Here is a 25,326-nt window from a genome sequence, read left to right on the forward strand (position 1 = left end):
TCATTTACGACCTGCGTCGATGCGGGCCAGCAGCTCCTTGGCGAACAGCTCGGGGGACTCCAGATGGGGCATGTGCGAGGCGCCCGCGATGACCGCGGTGTCGGCGCCCGGTATCGCCCGGGCGTACGCCTGGCCGGCCCGCGGCGGCACGAAGTCGTGCTCGCCGCAGAGGATGAGGGTGTCGGCCGACAGGCCGCCCAGCCGGTCGGTGCAGGTGTACGACCGCAGATTGCCGGTCACCTGGAACTCGGTCCGGCCCCACATGGTGTCGCGCACCGCGGCGGCGGTGTCCATGGTGGCGTCCAGCAGGGTGTCCGGCCATTCGGTGCGGCACATGTGCCGCTCGGCGAAGACCATTGCGGCGTCGACGTACTCCGGTGTGTCGTACCGGCCCGTGCGCAGGGCGTCGGTGAGGCCCTGGGCGGTGTCCGGCGGCAGCCGGAACAGCAGCTGCCGCATGTCGTCCTCGTACTTGCGGACGCTGAGCACCGGGGAGACCAGCACCAGCCACTCGGGGCGGTGCGGGCCGCCCCGCAAGGCGTACTCGGCGGCGATCATCGTGCCGAAGGAGTGCCCGAGCAGATGGAATCGCGGCAGGTCCAACTCGGCCAGGAGGGCGCCAAGTTCGCCGACGAAGCGGTCCAGCCGCCACAGCGACGGGTCGGCCGGCCGCTCGGAGCGGCCGCAGCCCAGCTGGTCGTAGACGACCACCGGGTGGCCCGGCAGCAGGTCGGCCAGCGGGCGCAGATAGTCGTGCGGTGTGCCGGGGCCGCCGTGGACGGTCACGACCGGCGTGCCGGGTGCGCCGGGGTTGAGGATCTCGTACCGGATCCGGCCGCCGGGGACGGCGCACAGTGCCCCGTTCGTCTGCTCACTCACCGTCTTCTCCCTGGGTCGTTGCGAGGTGGGCGCCGACCGTCGCGATGTGCGGCAGCCCGTTCATGCTGAGGTGGTTTCCGGGCACCGGCACCTCGGTCCAGCCGCCGGCGGCCAGCCGGCGCCAGTGCCGGGCCTGGTCCGCGGGGAACTCCGGGATCTCCTCCTGGTGCGCGAAGTACACGAGGTCGCCGGCGTAGGGACGCGGGACGTATCCGTGCATGGCGCGGCCGTGCCGCTGCCAGGTGCGCAGGTAGCGGGGCAGGAACTCGGCCGAGAGCATCTCCTCGAATTCGGTGCCGCGGGACTTGTCGGCGAGGTAGGCGATCTTCTCGTCGAGGGTGGGCAGCGCTTCGAGCTCGGCCATCGGGAAGTCCAGCCGGGCCAGGCCGTAGCGGAACAGGTAGTCCAGGATGTCCTCGCCGGACATCTCGGCGGGCAGGTTGCCGTGGGCGGGGCTGTCGATCAGCACCACCTCGGGGCGGTACCCGTCGCGCGCGTCGAGCAGCTGGGCCATTTCGTAGGCGACGATGCCGCCGAACGAGGAGCCGCCGAGCCGGAACGGGGCCTGGAGGCCGAATTCCGTGAGCTGCTCCAGATAGTGCGCGGCCATCTCCTCGATGGTGCCGAGCTCCGCGGTGCCGTCCAGCATGGGCGAGCGGAGTGCGTACACCGGCTGGTCGTCCGGTAGGCAGCCGGCCAGCTCGCGGTAGAAGTACACATCGCCGCCGATCGGGTGGACCAGGACCAGGGGCGGCCGGGACTGCGGTTCGCCCTTCTTGACGACGACGACCGACGGCGCGGCCGCGGGGGCGAACCGGTTCGCCAGGTGTGCGGCCAGGTGCTCCGCGACGGCCTGGGGGGTGTGCTGTTCGAGGGCCATGAACTCCAGGCGGACGCCGGTCCGTTGCCGGATGCGGGCGACGAGCTGAACGGCGGCCAGCGAGTCCCCGCCGCGGGCGAAGAAGTCGTCGTCGGGCCGGACGTCCCGGACGCCGAGGACGGCGCGCCAGGCTTCCGCGACAACGGTGCTCACCTCGTCCTCCGCGACCGCCGCGGCCGGTTCTCCGGCCGTCGGCCGCGCCTCGGCCGGGGTGGCCCTCGACGGGGTGACCGCCGCGGTGCCGGAGCGGTCGATCCAGTGCTCGTGCCGCTGGAAGGCGTAGCCGGGCAGCCGCACCCGGTCGCGGGCGGTCAGGCCGTGGAAGGCGGCCGCGTCGACGTCGACGCCCGCGGCCCAGGCCGTGCCCAGGGCCGTCAGCACGGTGGCCGGTTCCTCGTCGGCCCGGGCGGCCCGCGGCATGGCCGGGACCACCAGGTGGTCGGTGCGCGCTTCGTGGCCGCGCGCCGACCGGGTGAGGATCCCGCCGGGGCCCAGCTCCAGCAGGACGGCGCCCCGGGTGCGCACGTCCCCGTACAGCGTGGCCAGTCCGCGGTGGAACTCCACCGTGCCACGCAGCTGCGCCGTCCAGTACTCGGGGCGGGTCACCTGGGCGGGGTCGGCCCAGTCACCGGTCAGGTTGGACAGGAACGGGACGGTGGGCGCGCGGAGTTCGGTGCGTGCCAGCACGGCGGCGAACTCGTCCAGTACGGGGTCGAGCAGCCGGGAGTGGAAGGCGTGCGAGACCGCGACCCGGCGCCCGGTGATCCCGTCGGCGGCGAGCTCCGCGGTCAGCGCCTCGATGCCCTCGGGCGGGCCGGAGACCACACAGCTCATGGCGTCGTTGACCGTGGCGAGGTCGAGGCCGTGCCGGTGCGCCACGGGCCGGATCCGTTCGGCGGGCAGCGGGACCGCGAGCATCGCCCCGGCGCCGGTGCCGGCGAGCAGCCGGCCGCGTTCCAGGATCAGGGTCAGCGCGTCCTCCAGCGAGAACACGCCCGCCAGGCAGGCCGCGACGTACTCGCCCAGGCTGTGCCCGATCATCGCGGCCGGCCGGACGCCGAGGCCGATGAACCAGCGGGCCAGCGCGTATTCCACGATGAACAGCGCGGGATGGGTGTAGCGGGTGTCCCCCACGCGCGCGGTGCGGCCCAGCAGATCGGCCTCGTCGACGCCTTCGGGGAGGAGTGGCCGGAGGATCTCCAGACAGCGGTCCACCTCGGCCCGGAAGGCCGGTTCGCTGTCGTAGAGCGCCCGTCCCATCTCCTGGTACTGGGCTCCCTGGCCCGGGAAGAGGAACACCGTCGGGCGTCCTTCCTGCCAGGTGATCGGCTCGCGCTCCTCGGCGGCGAGCTTGTCGGCCAGGTCGGTCCGGCTGTCGCCGACGACGACGCGGTGGTGCCGGAAGCGGTGCCGTGCGGTGTGCAGGGTGTACGCGAGCCGGTCGAGCGGGACGTCCGGGTGGGTGGTCAGATGCTCCGCCAGGTCCCGCGACCGCTGTGCCAGCGCCTCCGGTGAGTGCGCCGACAGCATCAGCAGCTGCTGCGAGCGGGCCGGCGTCCTGGTGGACGCCGCAGCGGCCGGTGCCTCTTCCAGGACGACATGGGCGTTGGTGCCGCCGATCCCGAAGGAGCTGACGCCGGCCCGCAGCACCGGGTGCTCGCTGGTCCAGGGCGTACAGGCGGTGTTGACGTAGAAGGGGCCCTTCTCCAGCTCCAGGCGGGGGTTGGGGGTGGTGTGGTGCAGCGTCGGGGCCAGGGTGCGGTGCTCCAGGCACAGCACGGCCTTGATCAGTCCGGCGATGCCGGACGCGACGTCGAGGTGGCCGATGTTGGTCTTCACCGAGCCCAGCGCGATCCGCTGTGCGGGCACGTCGGCCTCGGCGAACGCCTCGTGCAGGGCGGCGACCTCGATGGGGTCCCCGAGGGCGGTGCCGGTGCCGTGTGCCTCGATGTAGCTGATGGTCGCCGGGTCGATGCCGGCCTTCCGGTGGGCGGTGCGGATCACCGCGGCCTGCCGTTGCCGGCTGGGCGCGGTGTAACCGACTTTCTGCCGGCCGTCGTTGTTGAGGGCGGTGGCCTTGATGACGGCGCGGATCGGGTCGTTGTCGGCCAGCGCCCGGTCGAGCCGCTTCAGGACGACGATGCCGACGCCCTGTCCCTCGACGGTGCCCTGGGCGGCCTCGTCGAAGGCACGGCAGGCGCCGTCGGGGGAGAACACCATGCCGTCCTGGTGGACGTAGCCCTCGGTGCCCAGCTTGCCGATCGAGACGCCGCCGGCCATGGCGATGTCGCAGTCCCCGGCCAGGAGTGCCGTGCACGCCTGGTGCACGGCGACCAGGGAGGTCGAGCAGGCGGTCTGCACGGTCACCGCGGGCCCGGTCAGGTCGAGCTTGTAGGCGACCTTGGTGCACAGGAAGTTCGCCTGGTTGTTGATCATCGCCTGGTAGCGGGTCGCCAGATCGGCGTCCTCCAGGCCCGGCAGGACATGGTCCAGGGCGTAGTCGTTCTGGCCCGCGCCCGCGTACAGCCCGATGTCGCCCTCGTAGGTGTACGGGTCGCAGTGCGCGTCCTCCAGGGCGTGCCAGGCGCACTCCAGGAACACCCGGTGCTGGGGGTCCATGGTCTCGGCCTCGCGGCGGGAGTAGCCGAAGAACTCCGCGTCGAAGGAGGCGATGTCCCGCAGCCGGCTCTGCGCCCGGACGTATCCGGGCTGGTCGAGCTCGGCCTCCGGGACGCCGGCGGCCAGCAGCTCTTCCCGGCTGTGGTGGACGACCGATTCATGACCGGCCGTCAGGTTGCGCCAGTACTCCTCCAGGGTGTCGGCGTCCGGGAACCGGCCGGCCATGCCGATGACGGCGATGTCCGCCCCGCCGGGCTCCGCGGTGCCGCGCGCGGCCGGTGCGCGGTCCGGCCGGGCCTCGCCGTCGCGCGGGCCGTCGAGGTGCGCGGCGAGTGCGGCGACGGTCGGGTGGTCGAACAGGTCGGTGAGGCTCAGCGTCCTCCGGATGTCCTCCGGCAGCCGGGCGTGCAGCTTGGTGAGCAGGATGGAGTTGCCGCCGGCCTCGAAGAACCGCTCGTGGACGCCGATCTCGTCCACGCCGAGTACCTCGCACCAGAGCCGGGCGAGCATCTGCTCGGTCTCCCCCTCCGGGGCCACCGGCCGGCCGGTGCTCCGACGGGCGGGCCGCGGCAGCGCCTTGACGTCCAGCTTGCCACTGAAGGACAGCGGCAGGGCGGTCAGGTGCATCAGCGCGGCGGGCCGCATGTGCTCCGGCAGCAGCCCGGCCAGGTGGGCCCGGAGCGCCGGCTCGTCGAGGGGGGTGTCCGCGACGTAGTAGCCGATCAGGCTCCGGGCGCCGGCCGAGGTGTCCGGGCCGCCGTCCAGGGTCCCGACGATCGCCGCGCTCTGCCGCACCCCGGGGAAGGCGGCGAGCGCGCTCTCCACCTCTCCCAGCTCGATGCGGTGGCCGCGCAGTTTGACCTGGGTGTCGACGCGGCCGACGAATTCCAGCTCGCCGTCGTCCAGCCAGCGGGCCAGGTCGCCGGTGCGGTACAGCCGGCCGTGGAGCGGGCTTTCGAGGAACCGCGCCGCGGTCAGGTCGGGGTCGTGGAAGTAGCCGCGGGCGAGCCCGTCGCCGCTCAGGTACAGCTCACCCGTCGCGCCTACCGGCAGCGGCCGCAGCCGGGCGTCCAGGACGTGGGCCCGCTCGTTCGGCAGGGCGCGGCCGAGGGTCACCTCCGGGCGGTCCTCGGCCGCGGCGAGGTACTCGCGGGAGGTGGACCAGATGGTGGTCTCGGTCGGGCCGTAGACGTTCACCACGCGGGGGCAGCGCGCCAACGCGGCGTGCAGCAGGTGCCGTTCGAGCTTCTCGCCGCCGACGAGCAGCCGGGTCCGGCCGGTACCGTGCAGCGCGTCCAGCTTCATCTCCAGCAGGCTGGGCGTCAGCTGCACGAAGTCGTACGCCGAACAGTCCAGTTCCGTGAAGAGGTGGTCGCCGACGGCGATGCTGCCGCCGCCGAGCAACGTCAGCCCGTATTCGAGGCCGAAGATGTCGAAGACGTAGTTGGTCATGCTGAAGGTGTGCAGCGGGCCGGCGCCGGGGAAGTGCCGGTCCCGCATGGCCGCCGTCGTCGCGGTGTACGCGCGGTGTTCGACCATCACGCCCTTGGGCTGTCCGGTGGTGCCGGAGGTGAAGAGCACATACGCCAGGGCGTCCGCGGCCACCGGCAGGTCCAGGTTGCCGGCGCTTTCCGCGGCGCAGTCGGCGAGGGTCTGCGGGTCGTCCAGGGCGAGCACCGTGAGCTGGGGCCAGCGCGCCCTGACCCGCTCCCGGTGCCGGGAGTGGGTGAGCAGCAGCCTGGCGCCGCAGCTCTCGACGATGCGGGTGGTGCGCTCGTCCGGGTAGCCGGGGTCCAGCGGTACGTAGGCCGCGCCCGCCTTGAGCGTGGCGAGCAGGCCGACGAGGGTGTCGGCACCGCGGTCGAGGAGGAGCAGAACGGGCTCCTCCGGCGCGGTCGCCACGTGTCGGCGGGCCACCCGGGCCAGCCGGTTGGCGGCCGCGTTGAGCTCTGCGTAGCTGAGCGTGCGGCCGTCGTGGTGCACGGCCGGGGCCTCGGGCGTACGGGCGGCCTGGGCCTCGAAGGCGCGGTGGATGACGGGCTCGGCGGGTTCCGCGGTGCCGGTGTCGTTCCACTGCCGCTGGCGTTCCAGGTCGGCGTCGTCGGCCGGGGCGAGGTCCGCCGGGGAGCTGTCGGGGGCGTCCGCGAAGCGCTGCAGCACCGACTCGACGCCGGCCAGCAGCCGTTCGGCGGTTCCGGGCGCGAAGAGTTCACCGGCGTGGTCGAGGGTGAGCAGGACCTCGTCGCCCTGTTCGGTCACCGAGACGACCAGCGGGTAGTCGCGCTTCTGGTGCCGGGAGACGAACCGGGGGCGCAGCAGCCGCTCGTGCTCGGCGTCGGTGACCTCCGGGTAGTTCTCGTAGATGAAGAGGCTGTCGAAGAGCCGGCGGCCGCCCGACTGGAGGGCCGCGAGATCCACGACGGGCCGCCGGCCGATCTCGTGGATGTCCTCCTGAAGCCGCTGGACCTCCTCGATCAGGCTGTCGGCGCCGGTGTCGTGGCGGGCGATCAGCGGCACGGTGGAGAGGTAGAGGCCGACCGAGGTGTCGATGCCCTCGACCGGGAGGTCCCGGCCGGCGAGGACGGTGCCGACGACGGTGGTGTCGCAGTGGCCGTAGACGCTCAGCACCTTGTGCCAGGCGTACTGCAGCACGGCGTTGGTGGTGACCCCGTGCTGCTGGGCCACGGACCGCAGCGCCGCGAGCAGTTCCGGACGCAGCGGCAGGGTCCGCTGCTCCTGGCTGCGCAGGTGCTTGTACGTGCCGAGGTCGACGTGCCGGGAGCTGCCGTTCAGCAGTCCGCCGAGGTCACAGCCGTTCTCCACGCCGGCCACGTAGCGCCGCCAGAACGCCTGGTGGTCGTCGGCGTGCCGGTGCAGATGGCGCTGGATCTCGGCGTAGTTCTCCGCCGGGAGTACGGCCGGCTCACCGGCGCGCAGCGCGAGGTAGCAGGTGTGCAGCGCCTGCAGCAGCAGCGGGCTGCTCCAGCCGTCGAGGATGGCGTGGTGGGTGTTGAGGACACAGGTGAAGTGGTCGGCGGCCCGCTTGACGAGGTGGACCCGGAACAGTCCGCCGGCGCCCAGGTCGTAGGGGATGCCGCGGTCGCGCGCCAGCAGTGCGGCGAAGGCCCCGTCGGGGTCGTCGTGGTCACTGAGGTCGACGTACTCCCAGGTCAGCCGGGATTCCCGGTCGACGACCTGGACCATCTCATGGCGCCAGTCGAAGCGCAGCCGCAGCGCGCTGAACGCCTGCTGGGTCCGGGCCCAGGCCGCGCGGTAGAGGACCGGGTCGATCTCCGCCGCATAGTCCCAGACCGCCTGCACGCGATAGGCGTCGTCGACATCGCCCTGGGTGAGGGCGTGGTGGATGAAGCCCTGCTGGAGGCCGGTGGCGGCGAAGACGCCGTCGAGCTCGCCGTGCTCCTGCAGCCGGTCCAGGTGCTCCTGCGGCAGCAGTCCGCCGATGTCACTGGGCGTCAGGTACGTGCGCGGGCTGCGCGCCGTCGCCTCGACGAGGTCGTCCAGCCGTCGGGCGAACGCCCGGGCCAGCCGCTCGGTGTCCTCCTGCGGCAGCCGGGAGTGGAGGGTGAACCGCAGCTGTCCGTCGCTGACCATGGCGACCGCGCTGATCGTGTACGACAGTCGGTTGTCCGGGTCCGACCAGTCACCGGACGGTTCGCCGGTGGGCTCCCAGAGGCTGTCGCCGGCCGTGTCGAGCCGGCCGAGGTAGTTGAAGCAGGCCCGCGGCAGCGCCCGGTCGTAGCCGAGCAGCGGACCGTAGCCGAGGCCCTTGCCGGGCACCGCCCGGAGGGTCTCCTTGACCGAGGTCAGGGCGGCGGCCGGTTCGTCGGACGCGGTCAGCCGCACCGGGTAGAGGGTGGTGAACCAGCCGAGGGTGCGGCTGATGTCCGTTGCCTCGTCCGGTTCCTCGCGGCCGTGCCCCTCGACCATCAGGTGGCTGACGGTCCGGCCGGTCAGGTCGGACAGTGCCTGGGCGAAGGCGGCGAGCAGGAACTCGTCCACGCGGGTGCGGTAGGTGCCCTGGCAGCCGTCGAGCAGCAGCGCGGTGCGCTCCTCGTCGAGGGTGAGCTCGGTTTCGACCGGGACGCCGGTGTCCTGCCGGAGGACGGGCTGCTCGCCGAGGTCGGCGAGTACTTCCTGCCAGTAGGTCCGCTCGTCGGCGTTCCGCTCGGCGTGTGCGGTCACGGCCGCGGTCCATTGGCGGTAGCTGGTGCCCTTGGCGCCGAGTTCCCCGCCCTCGTACAGGGTGTGGAGGTCCTCGGCGAGGATCCGCCAGCTGACGGTGTCGACGAGCAGGTGGTGCAGGGCGAGGAAGACCCGGCTGCTGCCGTCGGCGTAGCCGTGCAGACAGCCGAAGGCGTACGCCGGTCCGGCCGTCAGGTCGAAGCCGGCCTGCCAGTCGGTCAGCGTGCGGTGCAGCGCCGCGTCGAATTCCGGTGTGCCCTCGCCGCCCGGCAGGTCGCGCACGTCGAGCACGCGCAGGGCGGGGACCGGGGCGGTGGTGTCGTAGTGCTGCCGCGGCCCCTGGGTGCCGGTCGTGTCGTGGCGCAGCCGGAAGGCGTCGTGGTGGTCGACCAGTGCGCGCAGACAGGCCTCCAGACGCGGCAGTTCCAGTTCCGGGGTGCGGATCAGGAAGGACTGGTTCCAGTGCGCCGGCCGGGCGAGGTCCTGGGTGAAGAACCACGACTGGACGGGCAGCAGCGGCACCTCGCCGTCGAGGGTGCCCTGCTCGGCCCGGACGGCCGGTCCGGCGGGCGTACCGGCGGCGGCCACCACCCGGTCGTGGAACCGTTCCACCGTGCGGTGGGTGAACAGGTCGCGCACCTGGGCCTGGATGCCGAACTGCTTGCGCAGGCGGCTGACCAGGCGGATGGCGATGATGCTGTCCATGCCGAGCCGCATCAGGTCGTCGGTGATGCCGAGCCGCTCGGCGGGGATGCCCAGCACTTCGGCCCAGGCGTCCCGCAGTTCCCGTTCGCGGTCGGTGCGCGGCGGTACGTGGTCGGCCGCGGCCGCCGCCTCGGGTGCGGGCAGCGCGCCGCGGTCCAGCTTGCCGTTGGGGCTCAGCGGCAGCTCGGACAGGTGCAGCAGGACGTCCGGGACCATGTACTCCGGCAGGCTCGCGGAGAGCTGTGCGCGCAGCTGGGCGGGGTCGAGGGCGGTGTCGGCGACGTAGTAGCCGACGAGGGTCTGGCGGGGGCGGCCGGCGCCGGTGTCGTCCTCCTTGACCAGGACGACGCTCTGCGAGATCCGCGGGTCCTGGGTGAGCACGCTCTCGATCTCGCCGAGTTCCACCCGGTAGCCGTTGAGCTTGACCTGGAAGTCGTTGCGGCCGATGAACTCCATGTGTCCCGCGCGGGACCATCGGCCGAGGTCGCCGGTGCGGTAGAGCCGGCCGAGGGTGGGGTGTTCGATGTACCGCCGGTCGGTGAGTTCCGCGTCCTGCCAGTACCCGAGGGCGACGCCGGCGCCGCCGATGTGGATCTCGCCGATGACGCCGACCGGACAGTGTTCGCCCTGGTCGTTGAGGACGTACATCCGCTGGTTGGGCATGGCCACGCCGTAGGGGATGCTGCTCCAGGACGGGTCGACCTCGTCGATCTCGTACCAGATGGACCAGATGCTGCCCTCGGTGGCGCCGCCCAGGCTCATCACGACCGCTTCGGGGGCCAGCGCGCGGATGCGGTCCGGCAGGCCGGTGGGGATCCAGTCACCGCTGAGCAGGAAGGCGCGCAGGGAGTCCAGCCGTCCGCCCTCGTCGACGAGGAGTCCGGCGAGCTGCGGCACGCTGTTCCAGACCGAGACCCGGTGCCGGGCCACCAACTCGGCCCAGTGGGCGGGATTCTTGGTCTCCTGCTGGGTGGGGAAGACGATGGTGCCGCCGGCGGCGAGGGTGCCGAACAGATCCCAGACCGACAGGTCGAAGCTGAGCTCGGACAGCGCCAGCACCCGGTCCTCGGCGGTGATGCCGAAGCGTTCGTTCACCGCCAGGACTGTGTTGACGGCTCCGCGGTGGCTGATCGTCACGCCCTTGGGGCGGCCGGTGGATCCGGAGGTGAAGATGACGTAGGCGACGTCGTCGGGGTGCACCTCCGGCAGGGTGCCCGCCGGGTCCTGGCCCTGGTCGAGCAGGTCCTCGATGACCAGCAGGCGGGCGTCCAGGGCGCGCACGTCGGCCCGTTCGTACTGCGCGCGAGAGACCAGGAGCGTGTGGGCCCCGGCCTGGTCGAGGATCTCCGCGACCCGGCCGGCCGGCCAGTCGACGTGCAGCGGCAGATAGCCCAGACCGGCCTTCATGACCGCGGTGGTGGCCAGCACCTGGCCGTAGCCCTTCTCCGCGAGCACGCCGACCAGCCGCTCCCCGGCGGGCCCGGTCAGCTCGCCGCGCAGCCGCAGGGCGAGGGTGCGGGTCTGCTCGGTCAGCTCGCCGTACGTGTGGGTGCGGCCGGTGCCGGCGTCGATGACGGCGGGTGCCTCCGGCCGGCCCTCGGTGCGGTACCGGTCCTCGTAGAGGCCGAACAGGGTGTGCTCGTCCGGTGCGGCCTCGGCTCCGTTGGCGGCGGCGATGAGGGCCCGGTCGGCGTCCGGAAGATAGGCGTCGCGGGGCAGTCCGGCCGCCCAGTCGCCGTCCGCCAGGCGCTCGATGAGCAGGCAGTAGAGGGCGTTGAGGTGGTCGATGGTGGCCTCGTCGAAGAGCTGCTCGACGTAGAGCCATTTGCTCATGAAGCCGCCCGCGACCTCGATGGCCTGGAGGTCGATCCACGCCTGTGAGGTCTGCGCGCTCCAGTGCCGGCCCTCGACCAGCTCGCTGTCGTCCAGGTACGCGCCGCGTTCGAAGTCACGGGCCTCGTTGCCGACGACACCGGTGAAGACGATCGGGGAGACGGCCTTGGTGGTGTCGAGACCGTGCAGCTTGCTCAGGTCGCGCTGGACCTCCACACCCGAGTAGAGCGCATGGCTGATGTCCTCCCACAGCACGTCGTGGGTGCGCCGGGTCAGTTCCTCGATGTCGGCGCCCCGGTCCGCGTAGTGGAAGAGCACGGTGGAGGTGAAGTTGCCGAGCAGGGACTCGGTGCCGTCCAGGACGGGGTAGCGGTTGAACAGGGTGAGGGTGAGCGGGAATTCCGCGGCACCGGAGAAGTACGAGATCACGCTGCCGAAGAGGCTGAGCAGCGCGGAGGACGTGGACACCCCGTGCCGGCGCGCCTGCTCCTTGAACCGCTCCCACACCTCGGGCGCGACATGGCGGGTGTGCTCGCCGAAGCGCGGGTGATCGACGGTGTCGGGCGACTGGGCGAACGGCAGCGTGCAGCGCAGCGGGAGGTCGGGCAGCTTGCGCTGCCAGTAGGCGCGGTCCGCCTCGTACCAGGCCGAGTTCTTCAGCAGGCCGGTGTAGTCCTGGTAGTCCTTGAAGCTCGCGCGGGGCAGCTCCGGGCGCGCTTCGGTGCCGCGGTAGAGGTCGTCGAGGCGGCGCAGCACCGCGAGCCTGCTCTGCACGTCGAGGATGATCAGGTCCCAGCTGATGTGCAGCACGCTGCGGTCGCGGAAGCGGCTCACCTCGAAGGCGAACAGCGGGAACCGCTCCGGGTCGTACAGCTGGTGGGAGAGCCGTTCCCGGACCTCGCTCAGCAGCGCCGGGTCGTAGTCGTGTGCGGTGAAGTCGTGGACCGGGACGCGGAAGCGCGGGACGTCGGCGGCGGCGAGGACGCGCTGCTGGAGCCGTTCGTAGCTGAAGACGGTGCGCAGCACGTCGCATTCGGCGACAAGCCGGTTCACCGACTCCTCGAGGCGGGCGGGGTCCAGCTCGCGGTACAGGTGCTCGGTGTAGACGTGGTTGGCGACGTTGCCGATCTCGTAGTTGCCGAGCCGGCCGACGAGATAGGCCTTCTGGATCTCGGTCATGTCGAACCAGCCGGCCGGGTCGGCGCCCACGCCCGGCGGCAGCGCGGTCAGCTCGGCCTCGCCGGTGACCTCGCGGAAGTCGCTGGGGGTGTAGCGCACCGCGGTCCGTGTCGTGCAGTGGCCGATGATCTCCACGAGGGCCGCTTCGAGGGAACGGGCCAGCGTCCGGGTGGCCTCGGCGTCCAGCCGGCTGTCGACGCGGAGGTGCAGGCGGCCCTCGGTGACGTAGGCGAAGACCGAGACGAGGGCGCCGGAGGCGTTGTCCGCCGGCACGGTCTCGCCGGCGTCCTCCATCACCAGTCGCCAGTCGTCGTCACCGGACCGCTCACCGTCCAGCTGGCCGAGGTAGTTGAACCAGATGCGGGGCAGCGGCCGGTCCCGGTAGCCGACCAGCGGGCCGAAGCCGAGGCCCCGGTCGGGCACCGCGCGCAGGCTCTCCTTCACGGCGCGAAGGCTCGCGCCGAGGTCGTCCGCCAGGGGCAGCCGGACCGGGTAGAGGGTGGTGAACCAGCCCATGGTGCCGCTGACGTCGAGCGCGGCGCCGAGGTCCTCACGGCCGTGCCCTTCGAGCAGGACGTGGTGGGTGCGGCCGCCGTCGAGGGTTTCGAGGGCCCGGCCGAGCGCGGTCAGCAGCAGGTCGTCGATGCGGGTGTGGTAGGCCTGGTGCGCCGCGCCCAGCAGGTCGCGGGTGTGCTGCTCGTCGAGGGTGAACTCCTCGGCGCGGGCGGGGCCGTCGGGCGCCCGCTCGGACTCGTCCGGCCGGAAGTCGGCCAGCAACTCCTCCCAGTACGCCCGCTGTTCCGGCCGTGCCTCGGCGTGCTCGGCCACCGCCCGGCTCCACTGGCGGAAGCTGGTGCCCTTGGGCCCGAGCTCGCGGCCGTCGTGGAGCGCGCGCAGGTCGTCGGCGAGGATCCGCCAGCTGACGGTGTCCGTGATCAGGTGGTGCAGGGCGAAGAACACCCGGCTGCTGCCGTCGGCGTAGCCATGCAGATGGCCCAGCGCGCAGACCGGCCCCTGCGTCAGATCGAAGCCGCGCTGCCAGTCGGTGAGCGTGCGGTGCAGCGCGTCGGTGAACTCGGGGCTGCCCTCGGTGCCCGGCAGGGTGCGCACGTCGAGCGCGTGGACGCCGGGGAAGGGAGCCTCCGGGTCGTAGTGCTGGACGGGGATCGGGCCGGCGGTGTCCCGGTACCGCAGCCGGAAGGCGTCGTGGCGTTCGACGAGGGCGCGTAGCGCCGCGGTCAGCCGCTCGTGGTCCAGCGCGGGCGTACGGAGGAGGAAGGACTGGTTCCAGTGCTCGGGGCGGGCGAAGTCCTGTGCGAAGAACCAGGATTGGATGGGCAGCGGCGCCAGCTCTCCGTCGAGGGTGCCCTGCTCGGTCCGGGTCTCGGTGTGCGGGCCTGTCACGGCCTGCTGTTGCTGCGCCACGAAGTCCGCGAACGCCTCGACGGTGGGCAGCGAGAACAGGTCCCGGACGCCGATCGCGACCCCGAGCCGCTGGCGCATCCGGCTGGCGAGCCGGATGGCGACGATGCTGTCCATGCCCAGCCGGGTCACGTCGTCGCGGATGCCCAGTTCGTCGGCGCCGAGGCCGAGGCACTCCGCCCACAGCGCGCACAGCTGCTCCTGCAGCTCGGTGGCCGGGGCGACGCGCTCGGAGGCGCCGGTGTCGGTAACCCCGGGATCCGGGAGCGCCTTGCGGTCGAGCTTGCCGTTGACGGTGACCGGCACGGCGGTCAGGTGCACCAGCGCGCCGGGGACCATGTAGGACGGCAGGGTGGCGTGCAGCGACCGGAGCAGCGCGGCCTCGTCGAGCGGCCGGTCGGCGAGGTAGTAGCCGACCAACTGCTTGTGTTCGGGGCGCTGCGGATCGGGCTGGCGGACCACGGCGATGCCCTGCCGGACACCGGGGTGGCGGGCCAACGCGGCCTCGATCTCACCGAGTTCGATGCGGTAGCCGCGGATCTTGACCTGGAAGTCGTTGCGGCCGAGGAATTCGACGGTGCCGTCGGGCAGCCGTCGTACGAGGTCGCCGGTGCGGTAGAGCCGGCCGGCGCCGAAGGGGTTGTCGACGAAGCGCTCGGCGGTCAGCTCCGGGCGGTTCAGATAGCCGCGGGCGAGGCCGGCGCCGCCGAGGTACAGCTCGCCGATCGCCTGCGCGGGCAGCGGCCTGCGGGCCGGGTTCAGCACGTACACCTGGGTGTTGTCGATGGGCGTGCCGATCGGCACGGTGTCGGCCACCGGGCCGGTGCAGGGGTGGTGGAGGACGTCGATGGACGCCTCGGTCGGGCCGTAGAGGTTGTGCAGGGCCGCGCCGGGCAGCAGCCGGTGTGCGGCGCGCACCTGCTCGGGCTTGAGCTCCTCGCCGCTGCAGAAGACGTAGCGCAGGCCGGCGAGTCCGTCCGGCGCGGGTCCCGCGGAGGTCTCCGGGGCCTCCAGGGCCTCCACGGCCTCCACGGCCTCCACGGCCTCCAGGAAGACGCCGAACATCGACGGCACGAAGTGCACCACGCTGATCCGCTCGCGCTCGACGAGGCCCATCAGGGCGTACGGGTCCTTGTGGTCGCCGGGGTCGGCGAAGACCACGGCCGCGCCGAACCAGTTGGCCCACAGCAGTTCCCACACCGACACGTCGAAGACGTACGGCGTCTTCTGGAGCACCCGGTCGTCGGGACCGAGCGGGAAGGCCCGGTTCATCCACTGGATGCGGTTGACCAGCCCGCCGTGCTCGCACAGCACGCCCTTGGGGCGGCCGGTGGTGCCGGAGGTGTAGATGACGTACGCGAGGTCTGCGCCGGTGAGCGGCAGCGCGAGGGCGTCGGCGGTCTGCCGGGCCAGCTGGTCCGCGGTGGCGGTTCCGTCGACGGATGCCACGGGTACCGGCAGCCCTGCCCCCGTGCACCGGGAGAGGTGCCGCTCGTCGGTGAGCAGCAGCGGGCTGCCGGTGTCGGAGAGCAGGAAGCGGAGCCGCTCGTCGGGGGCGTCGGGGTCGACGGGCACATAGGCGCAGCCGGCCTTCATGACGGCCAGGATTGAGATCAGCATGTGCTCGCTGCGGTCCAGGAGCAGACACACCAGGGTGCCGGGCGAGACCTGGTGCTCCGCCACCAGCCAGCGGGCCAGGCGGTTGGCCCGTTCGTCGAGCTCCCGGTAGCTCAGCCGCCGGTCGCGATGGATGACGGCGACGGCGTCGGGGGTGCGCCGCACCTGCCGCTCGAACATCTCGACCGCGGTGCGTACCGGCCCGTGGTCCAGCTCGGTGGCGTTCCACCCGTCGAGCTGCCGCAGCCCGTCGGGGCCCACCAGGTCCAGGCCGTCGGTCGGGGCGTCGGCCCCCGCTTCGGCGACCGACCGCAGCACCCTGAGGTAGGTGTCGAAGAGGCCCTCGACATAGGCGCGTTCGTAGCGTGCCTCGGCGTAGGTGACGGTGAAGGTCACCCGGTCGCCGTCCTCCTTGGCGATGACCGAGATGCCGAACTTCTCCGCGAGGTCGCGGTAGGGCAGCACGCGGTGGCCGGGTGCGGCACCGGACCGGGTGGGCCGGGTGAAGTTGTGCATCGTGAAGAGGACCTGCAGCGCATCGGCCAGGTCGGCGGCACCGCCCGGCAGCGCGTCGGTCAGCATGTTCAGGTTGAGCTGGTGGTGCTGGTTGAGCTCGATGACGTCGTCGTTGACCCGGCGGGCGTTGTCCAGGAAGCGGTCCTCGCCGCGGAACTCCGGGATCAGCGGCAGCGTGTTGATGAACGGGCCGATCGCCGACTGGAAGGCGGGCGGCCGGTTGGCGACCGTGATGCCGACGGCGAAGTCCCGCTGCCCGCCGGCGAAGCTGCCCAGTGTGTGGTACAGGCCGGTGAACAGCAGGGAGTACAGGCTCAGCCGATGCTGCCCGGCGAGCTCCTTCAGTGCCCGGCAGGTCTCGGGCGGCAGCTCGTGGACCAGGGTCTCGGCCCGGTTGTCGGCCCCGCGGGCGGGGCGCCGCTTGAGCCGCAGCTTCTCGGCGGCCGCCAGCCGGCCGGCGAGCCGCTCGCGCAGTGCGGTGTAGGCGGGCCGGGCGAGCTCGATCTGCTGCTGGGCGGTGAGGTCGAAGTAGTTCGGCTCGCGGGCGGCGGCGAATGCGCCGTTCTCCGCCTCGTGCAGCGCCGCGAGCCGGTCGGCGAGCAGCTCCATCGAGTAGGCGTCGGACAGCATGTGATGATGCGTCAGCCCGACGACGACGTCCGGGCGGTCGGTGAGTTCGATGATCTCGGGCCGGATCAGCCGTCCGTCGGCCAGCGGTAAGGCGGTATGGGCCCGCTCCTCCCGCAGCGCGTCCAGCTCCCCCGCGGCGAGCCGGGTCCGGGCGATGTCGTACGAGTCCGCCGGCAGCAGCTCGTACGAAAGATCCTCGTGGACGCGCATCCGCAGCACCGGCTCCGTGGCGAGCAGCGCCCGCACCGCGCGTTCGGCCGCGTCCGCGTCGATGCCGGTGAGCTCGACGAACAGCGGGATGGTGTAGGTGTACCCGAGCTCGTCGATGCGGCTCTGCAGGTACATGCCCTTCTGGATGGAGTGCAGCGACCTGTCGTGGGCGTCGTCCGGCAGCCTGTAGTGCGTGGCCTGCCGGGCCTGTTCCTCGGAGTCGATGCCGTTCAGCGCGAGCAGGGGCAGCAGCCGCTGCTTGCCCTCCTTGACCCGGTCCTTGAGCTCCTGCGGGAAGCCGGTGTCCTGCGGGAAGGAGAAGCCGAGCCGGTCCTCGCCCTTGTTCCAGACGAGAACGCGAGCGGCCCGGAGGTCGTTCAGCAGTTCCAGCTCGGGGTTCACAGCTCTCCTTCTTCGCGGTCGGCGACCACCTCGGCGGCGCCGACGTGCTCCGCAAGCTTGATGATCGTGTCGTTCTGGTAGAGGTCCCGGAGTCTCAGCTCGATCCCCAGGTCCCGCTGGAGCAGGCGCACCAGCTTCATGGCGGCGAGCGAGTTGCCCCCGACCGAGAAGAAGCTGTCGTTGGCGCTGAGGGCGGCGGCGGGGCGGCCGAGGATCTCCGCCCAGACCGCGGCCAGGGCGCGCTCCCGGTCGGTCGACGGCTCGACGTGGACGCCGGCGAACTCGACGGGCGGGAGCCGGTCGGCGGCCAGCTTTCCGTTGGCGCTGAGCGGCAGTGCGTCCAGTACGGCGTAACCGCCGGGCAGCATGTAGTCCGGGAGGGCTCGGGCGAGTTCCTCGGTGACCGCCGCGGTCAGCGTCAGCGGCTCGGCGGGGCTGTCCGGCGCGGTGAACGCCGCCTCGTCGACCGCGCCCACGGCCATGGTGTAGACGCCGCCGTCGGTGATCCGCAGGCCCAGCGGGCAGGTTCCCAGCCCGTCGGCCCGCAGCCGTTCGCTCAGGCGCTGGAAGAGGAACCCGGCCGACAGACCGGTGGCGAGGTCACCGTCGGTCGGGCCGCTCTCCAGCGCGAGCAGGCACCGGGCGCGGCGCAGGATGGCGTAGACGTCGCTGACCCGGTCGAAGACGGGCAGCAGGTCCGGGTCATAGCGACGCCCACCGCCGGCCTCGGCATATCCGGCCCCGTCCATCTCCCGTACGAAGCAGGAGAGTTGGAGCGGCATCGGCCGGAAGCCGCCGCCGGACCCGCTGTCGTGGTCGCCGTCGGTGCCGGTGCCGTCGCCGCTCAGGACGATGCGGCAGAGCAGGCTGTGCTCGTCGTCCAGTCGGCGCTCCTCCGGCACCACCCGGTACGGGATGCCGCGCGCGTCCAGGGCCTCGGTGAGCAGGGCGAGCATATGCCCGGCCTCCAGCCGGGCCAGCCGGTCCGACCGGTCGCCGTACAGCGGGGTGATCGCCGGCCGGTGGAGGACCAGTTGGAGCTCGTCCGCCCCTTCCCCGGACCGCACCTTGAGGTCGTCGAGGCGGTGTGCGCACAGCTCGCCGGTCAGGGGGTGGTGGTAGAGGTGCTCGCCCTCCCCTGCCCATTGCAGGAAGGTGCGCACCGCGTAGCTGCTGCCCGCGGACGGGTAGCGGTACTTCGGCAGCGCCCGGTCCGGCAGTTCGACCGCGGTCAGCACACTCAGCAGTTCCGCCCAGTCGCCCGGGCCGAGCCGGGCCCGGCCGCGCGTCGGGCGGGCCGTGGCGGACGCCAGGACCTCGGCGTAACGGTTCTGCGGCAGTGCGGGGTCGACCGCCGCATCGAGGAAGTGCCGGTAGCTCTTCGCCCGGACGTACGCCGCCGGGTCGGGCCGGCCGGCCGCGGGGACCCGGGGCTCGGCGGTCGCCAGCACGCCGGGCGCACCCAGCAGGAACGCCTCCTTGTCCAGGTCCGGGTCGCCGTCCCCGGTCAGCGGCCGGTGGTCGCCGGCCGGGACCAGGTAGCCGACCAGCCGGTCGTGCTCCTCGCCGGACTGGATGCGGGCGACCGCCCGGTCGACGCCCGGCAGCCGGGTCATCTTGGCGGCGATCTCCTCCAGCTCCACGCGGTAGCCGTTGAGCTTGACCTGGAAGTCGTTGCGGCCGATGAACTCGATGTGGCCGGCGTCCGACCAGCGTCCGAGGTCGCCGGTCCGGTAGAGGCGGCCCAGCCGGGGATGCTCGACATAGCGCTCGGCGGTCCGCTCCTCGTCGCGCCAGTAGCCCAGCGCCACGCCCGCACCACCGATGTGGATCTCGCCGATCACCCCGACCGGGCAGTGCTCGCCCTCGGCGTCCAGCACGTACATCCGCTGGTTCGGCATCGCCACGCCGTACGGAATGCTGCTCCAGCCCGGGTCGACCTGTCCGATCTCGTACCAGATCGACCAGATGCTGCCCTCGGTCGCGCCGCCGAGGCTCATCACCACCGCGTCCGGCGCCACGGCCCGGATCCGGTCCGGCAGACCGGTGGGGATCCAGTCTCCGCTGAGCAGGAAGGCCCGCAGGGAGTCGAGGCGTCCGCCCTGGTCGACGAGGAGTCCGGCGAGCTGCGGCACGCTGTTCCAGACCGAGACCCCGTGCTGCTCGACCAGTTCGACCCAGTGCGCCGGGTTCTTGGTCTCGGCCTGCGCCGGGAAGACGACGGTCCCGCCGGCGGCCAGGGTGCCGAACAGGTCCCATACCGACAGGTCGAAGCTGAGCTCCGAGAGGGCCAGCACCCGGTCCGACGCCGACACGCCGAACCGCTCGTTCACCGCGAGCAGCGTGTTGACGGCGCCGCGGTGGCTGATCGTCACGCCCTTGGGGCGGCCGGTCGACCCCGAGGTGAAGATCACGTACGCCACGTCGTCCGCGGCCACCGCGGGCAGCGCCGGCTCGGCGACCGGCTCCCGCTCCAGCAGGTCTTCGATCACCAGCAGACGGCACACCGATTCCAGGGCGCGCACGTCCGCGCGCTCCCACTGCCCGCGCGAGACCAGCAGCGTCCGGGTACCGGCCGATTCGAGGACCTCACCGATCCGGGCGCCGGGCCACTCCACGTTCATCGGCACGTACGCCGAGCCCGCCTTCATCACCGCGAGCGTGGTGACGACCTGGAGGTAGCCCTTCTCGGCGAGGACGCCGAGGGTCTCGGGCCGACCGGGCAGTGTGCCGGGGGCCGGCAGCGCCCCGGCGAGCCGGATGGAGTCGTCGTGCAGCCGGTCGTAGGTGTACGTCCGTCCGGTGGCCGCGTCGACGACGGCCGTGCTCTGCCGGCGCCCGGCCTCGTCCAGCCGGCTTTCGTAGAGGCTGAACAGGGTGTGCTCGCTGGTCGGTTGGTGTGCGGCGTTGGCCGCTTCGATCAGCGCCAGGTCCTCGGCCGGCACCGGCAGCGACGGGAAGCGGCCGGTCTCCCAGTCCAGGGCGGCGAGTTGTTCGATGAGCCGGCAGTAGCCGTCGTGCATGGCGTCGATGACCGCGGGGTCGAAGAGCTGCTCGACGTAGTCCCACTCGGCGACGAAGCCCTCGTCGGTCTCGTACGCCTTGTTGTCGAGCCACACCTGCGGGGTCTGCGAGATCGCGTGGTCGATGCCCAGATAGCCGTCGTCCAGGGGCAGTTCGAACATGCTCGCGTTGCCCTTGGCGCCCAGGGTGCTGGTCAGCACGACCGGCGCGACGATCTTGCTGACGGGTATGGAATGGCGGGTCTTCAGCAGCCGCTGGAAGTCGACGCCGTCGAAGAGGTTGTGGTCGACGTCCTGGAGCAGTTCGCCGTGCGTCCGGCGGAGCTTGTCGGCGATGCCCAGCTCGCGGTCGATCCGGTAGTCGAAGAGTTCGAGGACGGTGAAGTCGCCGATGACGCCGTTGATGTCGGGGTGCAGCGGCAGCCGGTTGAAGAGCGTGAGGTTCATGCACAGCCGGTCCTGGCCGCTCCACTGCCCGAGGACCCGACTGAAGAGCTCCACGACGAGGGCGGTCGGGCTGATGCCGTGCCGGACGCATTTCGCCGACAGCGCGTCCCACACCTCGGCGGGGATCACCTTGCTCTTCCGCCGGAAGACCGGGGCGGCGACGTCCGAGGGGCGGGCCCGCAGCGGCAGCCTGAGGTCGAGGTGGTAGTCGTCCGCCTTGGCCTCCCAGTACTCCTGGGACGCGCGCATCAGCGGACTGTCGCGGACCCGCTCGTACTGCAGCACGTAGTCCCGGTAGCTGATGCCGAGGTCGGGCAGACAGCGCTGCGGGTCGGCGTAGAGCTGGGCCCACTCGTCGAAGAGGATGTCGAAACTGCCCATGTCGATGATGAGCGCGTCGAAGCTGATGTGCAGGCGGTAGATGCCGTCGAGGCGGCTGAGGACGACGTCGAAGAGCGGGTACTCCTCGGGGTCGTAGAGCTTGTGCGAGTAGGTGCCGCGCAGCCGCTCCAGGGCGTCCTGGTCCGGCAGTTCGTGGTAGGCGATCCGGTAGCGGGGGACCTCGTCCTCGGCGAGGAAGCGCTGCTGTCCGTCGGTGATCACCGTGCGCAGCGCGTGGTGGCGCCGGATGAGACCGTTGTACGCCTCCTCCAGCCGCGCGTGGTCGACGTGCCGGTATTGGAACTCGCTGTAGACGTGCGTCGAGACGCTGCTCAGCTCGAAGCTGTTGAACCGGCCGAGGTAGTAGGTCTGCTGGACGTTGGTGAGCGGGAACGGCTCGTGGAGCTCGGCGGTGTCGGTGCCGTCGAGCACGAAGTCGCGGTAGGCGAAGTCCCCGAGGCTGCCGGCGACCAGCGGCGCCAGGCTGCGGATCGTCTTCTCGCGGAACAGGTCCCGGATGCGGATGTCACAGCCCAGCACACTGTTGATCTTGTTGACGAGCTTGATGCCGAGGATGCTGTTGCCACCGAAGCCGAAGAAGTCGTCGGTGACCCCGACGGCCCGGCCGCCCTTGGCCGTGACGCCGAGGACCTCGTCCCAGATCTCGCACAGCCGGGTCTCCAGTTCACCGGACGGCGCCAGGTAGCCGCCGGTGAGGTACGCGGACGGGTCCGGCAGCCGGCTGCGGTCGATCTTGCCGTTGACGTTCAGCGGCATGCTCTCCAGGTGGATGAGCACGGCCGGCACCATGTAGTCGGGAACACGGTCCGCCAGATGCTGCTGGAGCTCCTCCTGCGCCACCGGTTCCGCGGCGACGTAGTGGCCGACCAGGAAGCGCCCCTCGTCGCCCTGGGCCGCGGCCGGTTCGTGGACGGTGACCAGGCTCTGCTCGACGGCGGGGTGGGCCTGGAGCGCGCTCTCGATCTCCCCGAGTTCGATCCGGTGGCCGCGCAGCTTGATCTGGAAGTCGTTGCGGCCGATGAACTGGAGGTCGCCGCTCGGCAGCGCGCGGACCAGGTCGCCGGTGCGGTAGATGCGCTCCTCGGGTACGGACGGGCCGTCGCCGGACGTTGCCGGCGGCGGGGTGAGGAACCGGCTCGCGGTCAGTTCCGGCGCACCGAGGTAGCCGCGCGCCAGCCCGCTGCCACCGATGTACAGCTCACCGGCCACGCCCGGCGGAAGCGGCTGCAGTTCCTCGTCGAGGACGTAAGCGCGGGTGTTGGCGACCGGCCGGCCGATCAGCGGCTCGGGGGCGTCGGGCGTCAGCAGGTGGCGGGTGGACCAGACGGTGGTCTCGGTGGGCCCGTAGACGTTCCAGCAGACGTCGACGGAGGCCGCCAGCACGGCGGCGAGCTGTGGCGAGAGCGCCTCGCCGCCGCACAGCGCACGTACGGGCAGCCGCTTGCCGTCGAGGCTCTGGGTGATCAGGTGCCACAGTGACGGGGTCGCCTGGACGATCGCCACGCCCTGTTCGATCAGGTCGATCAGCTTGCCGACGTCGAGCAGGTCGGCGCGGCCGGCCAGGACCACCGTGCCGCCGTGCAGCAGCGGCATGAAGATCTCCAGGGTGGAGATGTCGAAGGCGATGGTGGTCACCGCCAGCATCCGCTCCCCCGGCCGGAAGTCGATGCACCGGCCGATGTCGTCCGCGATGTTCAGATAGCTCTTGTGCTCGACGGCGACGCCCTTGGGCCGGCCGGTCGTGCCCGACGTGTAGATGACATAGGCGAGGTCGTCGGCGGAGACCGGGGTGTCGAGGTCCTCACCCGAGAGGGACGGGTCCGCGTCCGCCGCCCATACGGCGAGAAGATCATCGGCGTCCATGGCGACCACGGAGGCGCCCGCACTGCTCCCCGCCAGCCGCTCGGCATGCGCCCGGTCGCTGACGACCAGCGCGGGCGAGCTGTCGGCCAGGATGCCGGCGGTGCGCCGCAGCGGGGAATTCAGGTCCAACGGCACATAGGCACAGCCCAGTTTCAGCGCCGCGACGGCCGCGATGAGCAGGTTCTCCGTACGGTCCAGGTACAACGCGATCAGATCGCCGGGCGCCACCCGGTACCGGGCGTGCAGCAGCCGGGCGAACCGGTTGGCGGCCGCGTTGAACTCCCGATAGCTGAGGGTGGTCTCGCCGCAGACGACCGCGGCCGCATCCGGGTGGCGGGCGGCCTGCTCCTCGATCAGCCGGTGGATGGGCCGGTCGTCGCGGTAGGGGGCGTCGGTGCGCACCCGTTCCTCGTCGAGCCGCGCACGCAGCTCGACGGGCAGCGCCAGCAACGCCCCGAAGGGGAGGTCCCCTTCGGCGAACCGGTCCACCACCTCGAAGAACCCGTCCAGGTGCTCCGGCAGCACGGCGAGGAACGGCAGCCCGGCCGGAGCCACGACCTCCAGCACCCAGCCGTCCTGGTCGGCCCGCAGGCTCAGCAGCGCGGGAAGACGCTCACCGTCCTCGTCGCCCCCTCGCGAAACGTCCCAGCACACCTCGACCCGCGGATTCCAGCTGTCACCGAAAACCGCGTCGACATCGTAGAAGGGATTGGCGCAGACCGCCGGGCGGGCCGCGGAGACACGCTCGTCGAGAGCATCGACCCGCAGCGCACGCTCCACCTCGGGATAGCTGCGTATGCACCCCTGCGGAGTGCGCAGCTCATATCCGTAGAGCCCGGCCTTACGGGAATTCAGCAGCATCTGCAGAGCGAGGGCGAGCCATTCCAGACGGGTCGCGTCGAAGGCCGCGCGATGCCGCTCCGGAATCTCGTACCGCAGGGTTGTCATGGGCGGGCGACCTTCGCCCGTTTCGGCGCCCAGGAGCTCCGCGAGGTCACAGCGCTCCGGATGCCGTTCCGCCGCCCGCGCCGCGGCGGCGAGTTCCTCCGCCGTGGCTGCCATCTCCAGGTAGGCGGCCAGGTCATGGGGGCGTTCCTGGTCCCGCGGAACGAACTCCAGCTGCTCCGCGCCTTCCCGGGAGAGGCGGATCAGCGCGTCGACGCAGACGTCCAGCAGCGCGCCGCGCAGGGCGCTCAGCGAGGGGGCGCCCAGGACGGCGGTGCTCCGCACCAGCGCCTCCTGCCGCGGAGTCCGCAGATAACAGTCGACGGCCGGCGCCTTCCCCAAGGCCTGGATTTCCGGTACCAGAACCGGCGCCTCGACTCCCCGCAATGCACCGGAGAAACCCACCACGCAGTCGATCCGCCGACCGGCCAAACCGTCTTCGTCGACCACGCTCGCATTGTGCGTGAAGTGCTTGCGCCACTCCTCCGACCCGACCGGATCGCCCGCCCGGAGATAGACGAAGTGCCCGGCATCCGCCAAGTACTCGGCGATCTCGGGCCCGAGCGCACCTAACTCCGGCCCGACCAGCACATGGAGAATCTTCATTTGCGGATCTCCCCCGCTCCCATGACAAATGCAGCGCACGGGGAAGGGTCCGCAAAGAGCCCCCGTACACTTCTATCCGTATCGAGAAAGGAAACGTAGAAACGTAGAAACGTAGAAAAGTTACATGCTCAATCGGCCCAGATGAGCTCGCGCATGGCACTCAATACCACACGGAGCGGCCGACCAGACCTTCATCCCACCCGCTTCAAAGGCGCCAAGGCAGGTCCTCCCCCGCTTTCATGTCCGCATTTAGGCAATCACCAGGCACTACGCGGTGTCAAGCGCTGCCTAAAGGTTAGAGAAAGGCCCTTCCTCGATATAAGGAGTTTTTATTGACAGCAATAGGGAGGCTTATCGTCGGACCCCGGGCGCCCCGGCCCGCCGACGGCCCGGCCCCTGCCCTCGGGAGCCCTCAACGCCCGCCCCGCGCCCGGCTGACGTGCACCTTTCCCCGTACACCCAGGCCGGCCACGCGCCCAGCAGGCCAGCATCACCTACGCACCGGGAGAGGCGGGACGAGGGGGAGACCTGCCGGACGAGAGGGACACCTGGGACGCACGGGAGCTCCACCACCCCCTCCCTCCCCCTTCCTCGTTCCGGCCCGCTGACCGAGATCGGACACTCCGCATTTCTGGTCTATGCGGTCGGTTTTCCGTCCGGCCTATCGGGCATCCACACTGCCTATTGGGCAAGGGACTTCGGACATTACTCAAAGGGCAGGCCGGACCGGAAAGGCCGGGAACGCTGCCCCGCCCGCGAAGGGTCGGCACGAAACCCCGGGGACGGGCAGCAGCCGGTAAGTGCCCGCCTCTGCGGCGACAAGGCCGGCGGTCGGCGGCGGGAAGTGGCTGCCGAGGAGCGGGCATTCGGTTCCGGCGAGCGAGGCGATCAGTTCGCGGCGGCCGCGAACGGTCTGCACGGGGGCCGATGTCGAGAATCTGGTGG

At 71.5% G+C, this 25,326-nt stretch carries 3 protein-coding genes; all 3 read right to left on the reverse strand.

The annotated features are described in order from the left end of the window. From V2J85_RS05000 to V2J85_RS05010, 3 genes are read right to left on the reverse strand one after another with little or no spacing between them, the layout of a single operon-like run. Entirely contained in the window at window positions 1-879 is an 879-nt protein-coding gene (locus V2J85_RS05000; protein WP_330820715.1) for a proline iminopeptidase-family hydrolase, read from the reverse strand. Further along, the gene (locus V2J85_RS05005; RefSeq protein ID WP_330820716.1) at window positions 872-17,095 is read right to left on the reverse strand and encodes a non-ribosomal peptide synthetase/type I polyketide synthase; all 16,224 of its coding nucleotides are present in this window, start codon (window positions 17,093-17,095) and stop codon (window positions 872-874) included. Before V2J85_RS05005 ends, V2J85_RS05000 begins: the two co-directional genes overlap by 8 nt. Next, a complete protein-coding gene (locus tag V2J85_RS05010; RefSeq protein WP_330820717.1) occupies window positions 17,092-24,381 on the reverse strand; it encodes an amino acid adenylation domain-containing protein in 7,290 nt (2,429 codons plus the stop codon). The genes V2J85_RS05005 and V2J85_RS05010 overlap by 4 nt, the downstream gene beginning before the upstream one ends. Between the last annotated feature and the right edge of the window lie 945 nt (window positions 24,382-25,326).

The organism is Streptomyces bugieae (assembly GCF_036352915.1).
Taxonomy (GTDB): Bacteria; Actinomycetota; Actinomycetes; order Streptomycetales; family Streptomycetaceae; genus Streptomyces; species Streptomyces endophytica.

What these genes read in the sequence shown, in the direction of transcription:
- V2J85_RS05010 (WP_330820717.1), bottom strand. Translation starts at nt 24,381, where the DNA reads ATGAAGATTCTCCATGTGCTGGTCGGGCCGGAGTTAGGTGCGCTCGGG.